The 14459-nt window shown below is 72.2% G+C and carries 11 protein-coding genes; 8 read left to right on the forward strand and 3 right to left on the reverse strand.

What is annotated here, in order from left to right:
• The first annotated feature begins 61 nt into the window (after nucleotides 1–61).
• Complete coding sequence (locus TAE01_RS12955; RefSeq protein ID WP_246111324.1) at nucleotides 62–1138, forward strand: GNAT family N-acetyltransferase; 1077 nt, start codon at nucleotides 62–64, stop codon at nucleotides 1136–1138.
• Nucleotides 1139–1163: 25 nt separating this feature from the next.
• Here TAE01_RS12955 and TAE01_RS12960 read toward each other — a convergent pair whose 3' ends face one another.
• Nucleotides 1164–2867, reverse strand: coding sequence for a formate--tetrahydrofolate ligase (locus TAE01_RS12960; protein ID WP_147067087.1), 1704 nt, complete (start codon nucleotides 2865–2867; stop codon nucleotides 1164–1166).
• A gap of 153 nt (nucleotides 2868–3020) precedes the next feature.
• On the opposite strand from TAE01_RS12960, the gene TAE01_RS12965 reads away from it, so the two are divergent.
• The 3 genes from TAE01_RS12965 (at nucleotide 3021) to rpsT (ending at nucleotide 6776) form a co-directional block, all read left to right on the forward strand.
• Entirely contained in the window at nucleotides 3021–5261 is a 2241-nt protein-coding gene (locus tag TAE01_RS12965; RefSeq protein WP_147067089.1) for an ATP-dependent DNA helicase, read from the forward strand.
• Between the two features lie 67 nt (nucleotides 5262–5328).
• On the forward strand, nucleotides 5329–6288 hold the full coding sequence (gene holA, locus TAE01_RS12970; protein ID WP_147067091.1) for a DNA polymerase III subunit delta: 960 nt from the start codon (nucleotides 5329–5331) through the stop codon (nucleotides 6286–6288).
• A gap of 227 nt (nucleotides 6289–6515) precedes the next feature.
• On the forward strand, nucleotides 6516–6776 hold the full coding sequence (rpsT, locus tag TAE01_RS12975; RefSeq protein ID WP_142177499.1) for a 30S ribosomal protein S20: 261 nt from the start codon (nucleotides 6516–6518) through the stop codon (nucleotides 6774–6776).
• Nucleotides 6777–6855: 79 nt separating this feature from the next.
• Here rpsT and TAE01_RS12980 read toward each other — a convergent pair whose 3' ends face one another.
• Entirely contained in the window at nucleotides 6856–7398 is a 543-nt protein-coding gene (locus TAE01_RS12980; protein WP_186815190.1) for a type II toxin-antitoxin system PemK/MazF family toxin, read from the reverse strand.
• 132 nt (nucleotides 7399–7530) lie between these two features.
• Between TAE01_RS12980 and TAE01_RS12985 the strand changes: the two genes are divergently transcribed.
• Both TAE01_RS12985 and lepA read left to right on the forward strand, forming a co-directional pair.
• Nucleotides 7531–8769, forward strand: a complete 1239-nt coding sequence (locus TAE01_RS12985; protein WP_222594126.1) for an MFS transporter — start codon at nucleotides 7531–7533, stop codon at nucleotides 8767–8769.
• A gap of 281 nt (nucleotides 8770–9050) precedes the next feature.
• Complete coding sequence (gene lepA / locus TAE01_RS12990) at nucleotides 9051–10895, forward strand: translation elongation factor 4 (RefSeq protein ID WP_147067095.1); 1845 nt, start codon at nucleotides 9051–9053, stop codon at nucleotides 10893–10895.
• 72 nt (nucleotides 10896–10967) lie between these two features.
• On the opposite strand, the gene TAE01_RS12995 is transcribed toward lepA, so the two are convergent.
• Nucleotides 10968–11789, reverse strand: coding sequence for a tyrosine-protein phosphatase (locus TAE01_RS12995; RefSeq protein ID WP_147067097.1), 822 nt, complete (start codon nucleotides 11787–11789; stop codon nucleotides 10968–10970).
• A gap of 91 nt (nucleotides 11790–11880) precedes the next feature.
• Between TAE01_RS12995 and TAE01_RS13000 the strand changes: the two genes are divergently transcribed.
• Nucleotides 11881–13155, forward strand: coding sequence for an MFS transporter (locus TAE01_RS13000; RefSeq protein ID WP_186815191.1), 1275 nt, complete (start codon nucleotides 11881–11883; stop codon nucleotides 13153–13155).
• Between the two features lie 57 nt (nucleotides 13156–13212).
• Entirely contained in the window at nucleotides 13213–14448 is a 1236-nt protein-coding gene (gene hemW, locus TAE01_RS13005; protein WP_147067101.1) for a radical SAM family heme chaperone HemW, read from the forward strand.
• The last annotated feature ends 11 nt before the right edge of the window (nucleotides 14449–14459 follow it).

Raw genomic sequence — 14459 nt, forward strand, 5'->3', positions numbered from 1 at the left:
CGTGCTGCGACGGAGCCCCGCTCGCCGTGTGCGAGACGCGGGCACCCGAGCGTCGGACACCGTGGCGCCGGCGGGACCCGATCGCGAGGGCGACCCGTGGATCACGACCGACCGCCTCGTGCTCCGTCGCCCACGGATGGACGACCTGCGCGACTACCTGCGCCTGCACGGCGACCCCCGGACCTATGCGCACTCGCCGGCGAGCCAGCCGAGTCCGGAGCGGTGCCGCGAGCGGCTGGCCGACGACCTCGCGGACTGGGAGCGTGAGGGCCTCGGTTACGTCGCCGTCGTCGACCGCGCCACCGACGAGGTGATCGGGTGGGCGGGCTTGCGGCACAAGGACTCCGACCCCGAGTCGCTCAACCTCTACTACCGCCTCCTGCACGACCGCCTGGGCCAGGGCCTCGGCAGGGCGATCTCTCGCGCCGTGGTGGCGTGGGCAACCGAGCACCGTCCCGACGCCCTCGTCACGGCCATGGTCGACACGGTCAACGCGGCATCGCTGCGCACCGCGACGTCCTCGGGGCTCGTACAGGTCGGCATGCGCCGGCTCAAGGACCGGCCCGACGGCGAGCCCATGGCCTACTTCGAGGCGCCGCGCGTGGCATCGGTGCCGACCGGCGCCCCCGACCGGAGCCTCCGCGCCGCGATCGCCGACCTGTGGGTCCGCGCCAACGACGCCGGTGGCTCGGTCGGCTTCCTGCCCGGGGCGCCCCGAGGCGATGTCGAGGCGGCCCTCGACCGTCACGTCGAGGACGTCACCCGGGGGCGTTCCCTGCTCTGCCTGCTCCGCGACCCCGGTGGTGACCTGCGCGGCCTGGGCTTCTGGGAGCACTCACGGGGCTTTCCCCACGAGCACGTGGCAGGCCTGAAACGCCTCATGGTCGGCCCCGAGAGCCAGGGCCGGAACCTCGGACGTCTCCTGCTCGGCGGCATGGTCGGCATCGTCCGTCGCGAGCTGCCGTGGGTCGAGCTGCTGCGCCTCGACTACCGCGACGGCCTGGGGCTGGGCGAGTTCTACGCCCGATCCGGGTGGACCGAGGTCGGACGCGTGCCCGGCGGCCTGCGCCTCAGCGCGACCGACTACCGGGACGACGTCGCCATGGCCCGCCGCGTCGACGGTGAGCCACTGCGCTGACGGTGAGCCACTGCGCTGACGGCCGTCAGGAGAGGCCGACGACCGAGCCGTCCTCGGTGATGTCGATGCGCTCGGCGTTCGGTGACGTCGGCAGCCCCGGCATGGTGCGCATGTCGCCACAGATCGCGTAGACGTAGCCGGCGCCCACCGCGGCCCGGACCTCGCGCACCGGCATCCGCCACCCGCGGGGCGCTCCCCGGAGCGAGGGGTCCGACGAGATCGACAGGTGGGTCTTGGCGATGACGACGGGCAGCCCCCCGTAGCCGAGCCGCTCGTAGTCCTTGAGCGCCTTGGCCGCGGCCGGGCTCACGTCGATGCCGTCCGCACCGTAGATCTGCGTCGCGATCGCCTCGATCTTCTGCTCGAGCGGCAGGTCGAGGGGGTAGAGGAACTCGAAGCTCGTCGGCTCGTGCGCGGCCTCGATGACGACCCGGGCGAGCTCGAGCGCCCCCGCCCCGCCCTCGGCGACGTGACGGGTCACGGCGCAGCGCACCCCCAGGCTGTTGCAGAACCGGCGGATCACGGCGTGCTCCGAGTCGTGGTCGTCGGGGAAGGCGTTGATGGCGACGACGGGCTGCACGCCGAAGCGCCGCACGATCTCGATGTGCTTGCGCAGGTTGGGCAGGCCCGCCTCCACGTCCTTGGGACGCTCCTCGAGCAGGCCTGCCGGGAGAGGCTTGCCGGCCTTGACGGCATACCGGCCCGAATGGGTCTTCAGGGCGCGGACGGTGGCGACGACGACGGCGACGTCGGGCTTGAGCCCGCTGACCCGGCACTTGACGTCGAAGAAGCGCTCGGCGCCCATGTCGGCGCCGAAACCGGCCTCGGTGATGGCGAAGTCGCTGCCGCGCATGGCGATGAGGTCCGCGGTGACCGACGAGGTGCCGGTCGCGATGTTGCCGAACGGGCCACAGTGGATGATCGCCGGGCCGCCCTCGAGCGTCTGCAGGAGGTTGGGCTTCAAGGCGTCAGAGAGCAGGGCCGTCATCGCCCCTCCGGCGTGGAGGTCGTCCGCGGTGACCCCCTTGCCCTCGGTCGTGTACCCGACGACGATGCGGCCGAGGCGCTGGCGGAGGTCCGTGAGCGACGTCGCGAGGGTGAGCAGCACCATGACCTCGCTCGCGGCGGTGATGTCGAAGCCTGTCTCGCGCACCACGCCGTCCTGGCGTGCCCCGAGGCCGACGACGATGTTGCGCAGCGACCGGTCGTTGACGTCGAGGACCCGCCGCCACGTGATGTTGCGGACGTCGAGGCCGAGCGCGTTGCCGTGGTGGAGGTGGTTGTCGAGCATGGCCGCGAGAAGGTTGTGCGCAGCCGTCACGGCGTGGAAGTCGCCGGTCAGGTGCAGGTTGAGCCGCTCCATCGGCACCACCTGGCTGTAGCCGCCGCCGGCCGCGCCGCCCTTGATGCCGAACGTCGGGCCCATCGAGGGCTGGCGCAGGGCGACGACGGCGCGCTTGTCGAGGCGCTGAAGCGCCTGGGCCAGCCCGACCGAGGTCGTCGTCTTGCCCTCGCCGAGGGGAGTCGGGGTGATGGCCGTGACGACGACGTACTTCGCGTCGGGCTGGTGCCGAGGTTCGTCGAGGACCGCGAGGTCGATCTTGGCGACGTCGCGTCCCCACGGCTCGAGGTGGTCGGGGGAGACGCCGAGGTCGGCGGCGACGTCGACGAGCGGACGCAGGGTCGCCGCGTTCGCGATGTCGAGGTCGGTGGGCAGGGGTGCGCTCATACCCCGATCAAACTCCCACGGCGTCTGGCGCACAGCGGAATCGCGGGCGGCCCCCTCGTGAGTTCGGTCCCACCACGTCGACGGCAGCTCGCGGGTTCACAGGGTGGGGGGCCGTGGGGTCACCACCCGGTCGCGGCGGCATACGCTGGCCCAATGCCTCAGCGACCCGCGCTCGACGACCTCCTCCACGCCGCGGTGTCGGGAGTCGGTGGCGCCGAGCGCCCGGGCCAGGTCGAGATGGCCAAGGCCGTCGCGCACGCCATCGACGACGGCGAGCACCTGCTCGTGCAGGCCGGCACGGGCACCGGCAAGTCGCTCGCCTACCTCGTGCCCGCGGTCGCGCACGCCTTCGAGGCCGGCAAGCCGGCGGTCGTCGCGACGGCGACCCTGGCGCTGCAGGCGCAGATCGTCGACCGCGACATGCCCCGCGTCGCGGACGCGCTCGCACCCGTGCTCGGCCGCCGACCGACCTACGCCCTCGTCAAGGGGCGCCGCAACTACGTCTGCCTCAACAAGCTCGAGGGCGGCTTCCCCGACGACGAGGACGGCCTGCTGTCGGTCGGGCAGGTCGACGCCGCCGTTGGCCGGCTCGGCCAGGAGGTCGTCCGGCTGCGCGAGTGGGCGTCCACCACCGACTCGGGCGACCGCGACGAGCTGGTCCCCGGTGTCTCGGAGCGGGCCTGGCGGCAGGTGTCGGTGTCGGCGCACGAGTGCATGGGCGGCAAGTGCCCGCTCGTCGCCGAGTGCTTCGTCGAGCGTGCCCGCGAGGCGGCCAAGGACGTCGACGTCATCGTCACCAACCACTCGTTCATGGCCATCGACTCGTTCGAGGGCCGCCAGATGCTTCCCGAGCACGACGTCCTCGTCGTCGACGAGGCCCACGAGCTCGTCGACCGCGTCACCGCGACGATCACCGACGAGCTGACCGGCACCATGGTCATGACCGCCGCCAAGAAGGCCGGTCGGATGTCGGACCACACCGCCGCCATGGACGAGGCGGGGGAGATGCTGGCCCAGGCGCTCGAGCCGCTCGAGGAGGGGCGGATGCTCGGCATCCCCGACTCCGTCGGCCTCGCCCTCGCCCGCGTCCGCGACACGGCCCGCACCGTCCAGAGCGACCTCAAGCCGCCGCCCGGCCAGGAGGCGGACGGCGCCCGCCAGGTGGCCCGCGCCGCCGTGGACGAGATCCACGAGAACGCCGAGCGCATCCTCGAGGAGCGCGAGCTCGACGTCGTGTGGCTCAGCCGCGACCAGCGTCGCGGCCCGGTGCTGCGCGTCGCACCGATGAGCGTCGCGATGCTCGTGCGCGACAAGGTGTTCGGCGAGCGCACCGTCGTGCTGACGTCCGCCACCCTCGAGCTCGGCGGCACCTTCGACGCCGTGGCGGGCACCATCGGACTGCGCGGCGAGGGCGCCCCGAAGTGGCAGGGCCTCGACGTCGGCAGCCCGTTCGACTACCCCAAGCAGGCCATCGCCTACGTCGCCGCCCACCTGGCGCCCCCGGGGCGTGACGGCGCCGGCGACGACACCCTCGACGAGATCGAGCAGCTCGTGCGCGCCGCCGGCGGTCGCACCCTCGGCCTCTTCTCGTCGATGCGCGCGGCGCAGACGGCAGCCGAGATCATGCGCGCCCGGTTCGGCGACGAGATCCCCGTCCTGTGCCAGGGCGAGGACCAGATCACGACGCTCGTGCGGCAGTTCGCCCGCGACCCGCGCACCTGCCTCTTCGGCACGCTGACGCTGTGGCAGGGCGTCGACGTGCCCGGCTCGTCGTGCCAGCTCGTCATCATCGACCGGATCCCGTTCCCCCGCCCCGACGACCCGCTGGCGTCGGCACGGTCGCAGGCCATCGCCCGGATGGGCGGCAACGGCTTCATGGCCGTCTCGGCCACGCACGCCGCCCTCCGGCTCGCGCAGGGAGCCGGTCGGCTCGTGCGCCGGGCCGACGACCGCGGCGTCGTGGCCTTCCTCGACTCGCGGATGATGACGGCGAGGTATGCCGGCTTCCTCCAGCGCTCGCTGCCCCCCTTCTACCCGACGACCGACCAGAAGATGGTGCTCGCAGCGCTCGCCCGCCTCGACGCCATGGCGCCGCCGCCCGTGGCCGTCGAGGAGCCCGCGCTGCGCTCGCTCACCGGGGCCCGGGCCGACGCCGACGGCACGGAGCACCCGCGGCCCGTAGCCGTGCCGCCGCCGGCTCCGGTGTCGTCGCGGAGCGCCGTGACCTCGGGCCACGCCTGGACCGACGAGCAGGACGAGGAGCTGCGCGACGCGGCCGAGGCCGGCATGCAGCTCGACGAGCTCGTCGACCACTTCGAGCTGCCCGAGGAGACCATCGCCGCTCGCGTCGAGCAGCTCGGCCTCGCCATCGCGTCGGGCGCGCTGTTCGACTGACCCGCCACACGGCATACGCCCGCCCGGCGCGCACGGGGTGTCGCACCCGCGTGGCAGAGTTGTCGCCATGACCGACCCGGCCGTCCCACCCTTCGTGCTCGTCACCGGTCCGGAGGGTGTCCTCGTCGAGCGGGCCGTCGCGTCGGTGCTCGAGCCCGGCAGGCGGGCCGACGTCGAGGTCATCCGCATCGACCCGGCGACCTACGAGTCCGGGGCGCTGCAGATGCACGCGAGCCCCTCCCTCTTCGGCGGGGCCAAGACGATCGTCGTGCGTGACCTGCACGAATCGCCCGACGAGCTCCAGCTCGACCTGCTCTCGCTCCTGGCGGTCCCGGACCCCGACGTCGGCCTCGTCGTCGCGCACGGTGGGGGCATGAAGGGCAAGAAGGTCATCGACACGATGAAGAAGGCCGGGGCCCGCGTCATCGAGTGCCCGGCCGTCAAGACCGACCGCGACAAGACCGACTTCGTCATGAAGGAGTTCGCGGCCGCCCGGCGCAAGATCACGAGCGAGGGCGTCCGCGCGCTCATCGAGGCCGTCGGCAAGGACGTGCGCGAGCTCGCGGCCGCCTGCTCCCAGCTCGTCTCCGACACCGAGGGCACCGTCGACGACGCCGTCGTCGACACCTACCACGGCGGCAAGGTCGAGGCCACGGGCTTCCGGGTCGCCGACGCAGCCGTGGCCGGTCAGTCGGGCGAGGCCCTGCGCCTGCTCCGGCACGCGATCGCCACCGGGGTCGACCCCGTGCCGATCGTCGCCGTCATCGCCTCGCAGCTGCGCCAGCTCATCAAGGTCGGCGCGGCCGGCCGGGGCAGCTCGGCGCACCTCGCCAAGAGCCTGGGCATGGCGCCGTGGCAGATCGACAAGGCGCGTCGGTCGGTCGGCCACTGGAGCGCCGACGGGCTCGCCGTCGCCGTCCAGGCCGTCGCCGCCGCCGACTTCGAGGTCAAGGGCGGCGGACGCGACCCCGTGTATGCCGTGGAGCGGGCGATCCTCACGATCTCCCGGGCGCGCGCGGCACGCTGACCCGGCGTCACCCAGCGGCCTGGACGGGCCGCACCCGGACGGCCGTCTCCCGGTTTGGTCGTGCGGACCGGCCGCTGGTAACTTTGACCCTTGCGTGCGCGCTCAGGTCGTGCGCGCATGCATGCTCCATCCAGAGCTGCTCACGCAGGGTGTCCCCACTCCCGGTCCCGAGCGGCTTTGCGGCCCTCTAACCGCAACCATCCGACCGAACGAAAGAAACCATCAACGTGGCAAACATCAAGTCGCAGCTCAAGCGCATCAAGACGAACGCGACGCGCACCGAGCGCAACAAGGCCGTCAAGAGCGAGCTCCGCACGTGGATCCGCAAGGTCCGCGAGGCGACCGCCTCCGGCGACAAGGACGCGGCTGCCGACGCCCTCAAGACCGCCTCGAAGAAGCTCGACAAGGCTGTCAGCAAGGGTGTCATCCACCAGAACCAGGCCGCCAACAAGAAGTCGGCGATGGCCAAGAAGGTCGCGTCTCTCTGACGCACCACCCCTTCGCGTGAGCGGGCCCGTCACCTCGTGGTGACGGGCCCGATCTGCGTCCGGCTCCAGGCCGGAGGTCTCAGTTCCGGTGCAGGGCGCGGGCTGCCGCGACGACCATGTCGTACCGGTCGCGGGGGAGCACCGCGCCCTCGCGGCGCACGCCGTCCGGGTCGATCCGCACGAGCCGGTTGACCCGCACCTCGCTCGGGCGGCCACGGCCGTCCCAGGCGCCGGAGCCGATGTCGACCCACTCCCGGCCCGAGCGCCGCTCCTGCTGCTCGTCCCGGTCGTGGTCCTTGCTCGTCAGCGGCAGGCCGACGAGCCAGCCGCCCTCGCGCCCGACGACGAGGACGGGGCGGTCCTTGCCCTGGCTGTGGTCCTCCTCGTAGGGCACCCACGTCCACACGATCTCGCCCGGGTCGGGACGCCCGTCGGGCCGCGGCGCGTACGTCGTGTCGGGCAGGCGCGTCGCGTCACCGGGGTAGGGCGCGCCGCCGCCGGGTGTCGGCTGGGCCGGACGGGTGCGGTCGGGGCCTGCCGGGGTTCGCGGGCCGGTCCGGGAGACGGAGCCGCGCACGACACCACGCAGTCGGTCGAGGAGACGCTCGAAGGTGCTGGGCATGGGAATCACCGTAGCCGCGCGGCCGTTACCGTTGGTGCCCGAGACCGGGTCGACGGTGATCCGCACCATCCCCACCGCACGGTGCCGCCACCGCTGGGACGCCGACCGAACGACCGAACCCGGAGAGACCTCTTGACCCCTGCCAGACGTCGCACGACCCTCGCCATCCTCGCCATCGCGGTCGGCGGCTTCGCCATCGGCACGACGGAGTTCGTGACGATGGGCCTGCTGCCCCAGATCGCCGAGGGCACCGGGGTCGACATCGCGACCGCCGGTCACTACGTCTCGGCCTACGCGCTCGGGGTCGTCGTCGGCGCCCCGCTCATCGCGATCGCCTTCGCCAAGGCTCCCCGCAAGGGCCTGCTCATGGGGCTCATGGCGTTCTTCGCCGTCGCGCACCTCGCCGTCCTCGCCGCGAACACCTACCCGACCGTCATGGCCGCCCGCTTCCTCGCGGGTATGCCGCACGGTGCCTTCTTCGGCATCGGCTCGGTCGTCGCGGCGTCCCTCGTGTCGCACGAGCGGCGCACTGCCGCCGTGGCGGCCATCCTCGGGGGTCTCGGGGTCGCCAACGTCGTCGGCGTCCCCCTCGCGACCCTGCTGGGCCAGCGGTTCTCGTGGCACCTGCCCTACGTCCTCGTCGGCGTCATCGCGGCCCTCACGGTCGCGGCCGTCGCCGTCTTCCTGCCCCACCAGCCCCCGAGCGGGGAGGAGTCGATGCAGGCCGAGATGCAGGCCCTGCGACGTCCCCAGGTCTGGCTCGCGCTCCTCATCGGCGTCGTCGGCTTCGGCGGCATGTTCGCGATGTACTCGTTCATCACCCCGACGATGACCGAGCTCGCCGGGCTCGACGAGCGCTACATCCCGTGGGTGCTCGCGGCCTACGGCCTCGGAATGGTCGGCGGCATGGTGCTGAGCGGGCGCGTCGCCAACCGCGTCGGCGTGCTCAAGGGGATCATCGGGGCGCTCGCCGCCATCGCCGTGCTCCTCGCGCTCTTCGGCTGGGCCGCCCAGATCCTGTGGCTCGCCGTCCTCATGGTCTTCGTCCTCGGGCTGCTCCCCTCGATCGTCGTGCCCCTGCTGCAGACGCGGCTCATGGACGTCGCGCACGAGGGCCAGTCCCTCGCGGCCGCCCTCAACCACTCGACGCTCAACACCGCGAACGCGCTCGGTGCGTGGCTCGGCTCGGTCGTCCTCGCCGCGGGCTGGGGCTACGGCGCGCCGAGCCTCGTCGGTGCCGGGCTCGCGGTGCTCGGTGTCGGGGTCGCTGCACTGTCGGCCCTGCTCGAACGGCGCTCGGGCGGGGCTGCTCCACGTGCGGACCGTCCGGCCTCGCGTGCCTCGTCCGTCGGAGCGGGCACGCCGGTCTGACTCGAGCGACCACCGCGCGGACCCCGGTGAGCCAGCGGTCTGGCGGGCGCCGAACCGCTGCAGCGGACGGGAGCGGACGGGATCGGTCGGTGGGCGGGGGAGGGAGCGTGAGCGCCGAGCCCGCAAAGCATGGGAGACTGGTGAGGTTGCGGCGGTGCCCTCGAGCACCCGGACGAACCGGACCACCCGGCTCGGCTCGGATCGACTCGGAGCGCCGGCCGCCCACCGACCAACTCCATCCCCGTCACCTGACTCTGCGAGGTTCGTCCCACGTGTCGCCCATGGCCCGCTCCGCGTTGGCACCCAACGCAACGCCGCCGGACCTGATCCGCAACTTCTGCATCATCGCGCACATCGACCACGGCAAGTCCACGCTGGCCGACCGCATGCTGCAGCTCACCGGCGTCGTCGACGCGCGCGCCATGCGCGCCCAGTACCTCGACCGCATGGACATCGAGCGCGAGCGCGGCATCACCATCAAGAGCCAGGCCGTGCGCATGCCGTGGGAGCTCGACGGCACGACGTACGCGCTCAACATGATCGACACCCCGGGGCACGTCGACTTCACCTACGAGGTCTCCCGCTCGCTCGCCGCCTGCGAGGGCGCCGTGCTGCTCGTCGACGCCGCCCAGGGCATCGAGGCCCAGACCCTCGCGAACCTCTACCTCGCGATGGAGAACGACCTCACGATCATCCCGGTCCTCAACAAGATCGACCTGCCGGCCGCCCAGCCGGAGAAGTACGCCGAGGAGCTCGCCAAGCTCATCGGCTGCGAGCCCGAGGACTGCCTCAAGGTCTCGGGCAAGACCGGTGCGGGCGTCGAGCCGCTGCTCGACAAGATCGTCGGCACCCTGCCGGCTCCCGTGGGCGACCCCGACGCGCCGGCGCGCGCCATGATCTTCGACTCGGTCTACGACACGTACCGCGGCGTCGTGACCTACGTCCGCGTCGTCGACGGCAACCTCAGCCCCCGCGAGAAGATCGTCATGATGTCGACCCGGGCGACGCACGAGCTGCTGGAGATCGGCGTCATCAGTCCCGAGCCGGTCCCCGGCAAGGGTCTGGGCGTCGGCGAGGTCGGCTACCTCATCACCGGCGTCAAGGACGTGCGCCAGTCGCGCGTCGGTGACACGGTCACCAACGCGAGCAAGCCCGCCACGCAGGACCTCGGCGGCTACCGCGACCCGAAGCCCATGGTCTTCTCGGGCCTCTATCCCATCGACGGGTCCGACTACCCCGACCTCCGCGACGCCCTCGACAAGCTCAAGCTCAACGACGCCGCGCTCGTGTACGAGCCGGAGACCTCCGCCGCGCTCGGCTTCGGCTTCCGCGTCGGCTTCCTCGGGCTGCTGCACCTCGAGATCGTCCGCGAGCGGCTCGAGCGCGAGTTCGACCTCGACCTCATCTCGACGCAGCCCAACGTCGTCTACGACGTCACGATGGACGACGGCAAGACCGTGCACGTCACCAACCCGAGCGAGTACCCCGACGGCAAGATCCGCGAGGTGAGCGAGCCGGTCGTGCGCGCCACGATCCTCGCGCCGTCGGAGTTCGTCGGCGCGATCATGGAGCTGTGCCAGCAGAAGCGCGGCAACCTGCGCGGCATGGACTACCTCTCCGAGGACCGCGTCGAGATGCGCTACACGCTGCCGCTCGCCGAGATCGTCTTCGACTTCTTCGACCAGCTCAAGTCGCGCACCCGCGGCTACGCCTCGCTCGACTACGAGCCCGACGGCGAGCAGGTCGCCGACCTCGTCAAGGTCGAGATCCTGCTCCAGGGCGAGACGGTCGACGCGTTCTCGGCCATCGTCCACAAGGACAAGGCCTACGCCTACGGTGTCATGATGGCGAGCAAGCTCAAGGACCTCATCCCGCGCCAGCAGTTCGAGGTCCCGATCCAGGCCGCCATCGGGTCGCGCATCATCGCCCGCGAGAACATCCGCGCCATCCGCAAGGACGTGCTCGCCAAGTGCTACGGCGGCGACATCAGCCGCAAGCGCAAGCTCCTCGAGAAGCAGAAGGAGGGCAAGAAGCGCATGAAGATGGTCGGTCGGGTCGAGGTGCCGCAGGAGGCCTTCGTCGCTGCCCTCTCGAGCGACGGCGACTCGGGCAAGTCCAAGAAGTAGCCGCCGGTGGCCCGGTCATGCCCCCCTCGCGATCGCGGGCGGGGCGGGCCGGACCCCGGGACCCGGAGTCGGTCAGCCGGCGAGGAGCTTGTGTCGCATCCGGTCGGTGTCCGCGGCGGTCCAGCCCTGCGTGGCGAGCCAGCCGTGCACCCCGCCGTGGCGTTCCTCGAGCGCCCCGAGGAGCAGACGCATCGTGTCGGTCGTCGGTGACTGCTGGGCGACCGTCTTGTCCTCGAGGTTGCGGGCGTAGGCCGGTCGGGCGCGCAGCCGGTCCATGATCGCGGCCACCCGCTGGGCCGAGGCCGCGAAGTCGGCGATGACGAGCTCGTCGGGCACGTCGACCACCTTGAGCGCGAGGCCCACGACCGTGCCGGTGCGGTCCTTGCCGGCGGCGCAGTGCACGATGGCGGCGCCCTCGCTCGACGCGATGGCGTCGAGGGCGGCCACGACCGAGTCGGGCCGGCTCGCCAGGTAGGAGAGGTAGTGCTCGGACCAGAATCGGTCGTGGGCTCGGTCCTGGTCGGGGTCGCGCCGGGCCTTGCCGAGCCCGCGCCGCTCGTCGGTCTCCCACGGCAGGGCGCGCTCGGCCGCCGGGATTCCCGACTCGTCGGTGTCCTCGCGGTAGAGCGTGTGGTGGTGGTGGGTGACCCCGGCGACGGCCCGGAGCGGCCCGTCGCCCTCCTTGGCGAGCTCGACGTGGGTGCGCAGGTCGACGACGTCGGTGACCCCGTAGTCCGTCACGAGCGACTCGACGGCCTCGGGGGAGAGGTCCTGCAGGTTGTCCGACCGGAGCAGCCGTCGCGGCTGCACGGTGTCCCCGGACGAGGTCACCAGGCCTCCGAGGTCACGCATGTTGACGACGCCGTCGAGCTCGATCCACTGGGGCTGGTACACGACGTCAGCCTAGGCGAACGGCGTTGTCCCGTTGCGCCGGTGTGGCTACCGCCGGATATCTTGACGTCGAGAGACGCTGGAGGAGAGAGTCGTGACGCCGAGCCAGACCCCACCGCAGGCCCCACCGGCCACCGCGCCGCTGACCCGGCGCGGACTCCCGGTCGACCGCGACCTGCGCATCCTCGCGGTCGGGTCGTTCGCCAACCGGTTCGGCGCGGGGGCCGTCCTGACGACGAGTGCGCTCTACTTCACCCGTCAGGTGGGCTTCAGCGCCACGGAGGTGGCCGTCGCCATGTCCGTGTCGGCGGTCGTGGGGATCGTCGTGCAGGTGCCGGCCGGTCACCTCGGTGACACGCGCGGCCCGCGACGGGTCCTCACGGCGTTCATGGCGGGGTCGGCGCTCTTCAGCGCACCGCCCGTGCTCGCGACATCTCCCTGGGCGCTCGCCCTGCTCCTCGGGGTGCTCGCGTTCTTCGAACGCGGGGCGGGTGCGGTCAACCAGGGGGTCATCGCCCAGCTGGCCACCGGCGGGCGCGGAGTGCTCTTCAAGGCCTACCTGCGGGCCGTCACGAACACCGCCCTCGGCCTCGGCTCGGTCTTCGGTGGCGCGGCCCTCGTCATCGACGAGCGATGGGCCTACGTCTCCGTCTTCGTCCTCAACGCCCTCTTCACGGGCTTCGCCGCCTGGAACACGACCCGGCTGCCCGACATCGCCCCGCACACCCGGCAGGCCGGGGAGCCGCGGCTCGCCGTCCTGCGTGACTGGCCCTACGTCGTCATCACCGTCATCACCGGGCTCTTCTCGCTCCACTTCTTCGTCATGGAGCTGGGCCTCGCGCTCTACGTCTCGGCCCGCACGGCCGCGCCCACCGTCATGGTGGCGGTCCTGCTCGTCATCAACACCACGGCCGTCGCGCTCTTCCAGGTGCGGCTGTCCCGACGGGCCGACTCCGTCGAGGCGGGGGCACGAGCCCTCGTGCGCGGAGCCTGGTGGATCGCCGGGGGCTTCGCCGTCGTCGCCCTCGCCGACCGTGGCACCCGGTGGGTCGCGATCGTCGCGCTCGTCGTCGGGTCGCTCGTCCACGTCGTCGGCGAGATGATCGGCTCGGGTGGGCAGTGGGGCCTGCAGATGGGGCTGGCACCCCACGAGCGGCAGGGGCAGTACCAGGGCTTCGCGGGCTTGGGCTTCAGCGTCCTCGCCGTCGTGGCGCCGCCCCTCGTCACGTACTTCTGCGTCGACCTCGGCGAGACCGGGTGGCTCGTCCTGGCCGCCTTCATGGTCGTCATCGCGCTCGTCTCGGTCCCCGCGGCACGCTGGGCCCTGCGTTCGCGGGCCCGCTACGGGATCACCACCCACTCCGGCTGAGCGAGGCAGCGCGGAGGCGTGGACGGGACCCCGCCCGTGGGCTGGGACACTGGAGGTATGCCGCCCTCCGCCCTTCCCGACGGCGACCCCGCGCCCGTCACGGGAGAGCTGCCAACCGCAGCCCTCTCGGACCTTGCGCGTACCGACCTCGGCATCTACGTCCACGTCCCGTTCTGCACGGTGCGCTGCGGCTACTGCGACTTCAACACCTACACCCTGACCGAGCTCGGTGGCCCCGGTGCCAGCATCGGCATCGACACGTACGCCGACGTCGCCGTGCGTGAGCTCGACATCGCGCAGTCGGTCCTCGGCAGCGAAGCGCCTGCCGTGTCAACGGTGTTCGTCGGTGGCGGCACGCCCACCATGCTGAGGTCGGGCGACCTCGTGACGGTGCTCGACGGCATACGACGGCGTTTCGGTCTGGCGCCCGGCGCGGAGGTCACGACGGAGGCCAACCCGGACTCCGTGACACCGCAGTCCCTGCAGGAGCTCGCCGACGGCGGCTTCACCCGCGTCTCGGTGGGCATGCAGTCGGCCGTGCCGCACGTGCTCCACACGCTCGAGCGCACGCACGACCCCGACAACGTCGCCCGGGCCGTCGCCGCCACGCGCGCGGCCGGCATGCAGGTGAGCGTCGACCTCATCTACGGCACGCCGGGGGAGTCGCTCGAGGACTGGCGCCGCAGCCTCGAGGCGGCCATCGCCCTCGAGCCCGACCACATCTCCGCCTACGCCCTCGTCGTCGAGGACGGCACGAAACTCGCCGCGCAGGTGCGCCGTGGTCTCGTGCCCGCGCCCGAGGACGACGACGAGGCCGACAAGTACGAGCTCGCGGACGCGCTGCTCGCCGCGGCCGGCTTCGGGTGGTACGAGGTGAGCAACTGGGCCCGGTCCGAGCAGCACCGCTGTCGCCACAACGTCGCCTACTGGTCCGGCACGAACTGGTGGGGGGTCGGGCCGGGGGCCCACAGCCACGTCGGCGGCGTGCGCTGGTGGAACGTCAAGCACCCCAGTGCGTATGCCGCCCGGCTGGGCGCGGGCCTGTCGCCGGCCCAGGCCCGGGAGACCCTGACGGACGACCAGCGCTACGACGAACGTGTGCTGCTCGGCACACGCCTCGTGCAGGGACTGCCCGTCTCGGATCTGCGAGGATCGGGACGCACCGCCGTGGCCGGCCTCATCGCCGACGGACTCGTGGACGGGCCGGCAGCCCTGCGGGACTCCCGGCTCGTGCTGACCCGTCGCGGACGGCTGCTCGCGGACACCGTGGTCCACCGGCTCCTCGCCGCCTGAGGAGCCACCGA

It is taken from the genome of Terrabacter aerolatus (genome assembly GCF_007991735.1).
Classification (GTDB): domain Bacteria; phylum Actinomycetota; class Actinomycetes; order Actinomycetales; family Dermatophilaceae; genus Terrabacter; species Terrabacter aerolatus.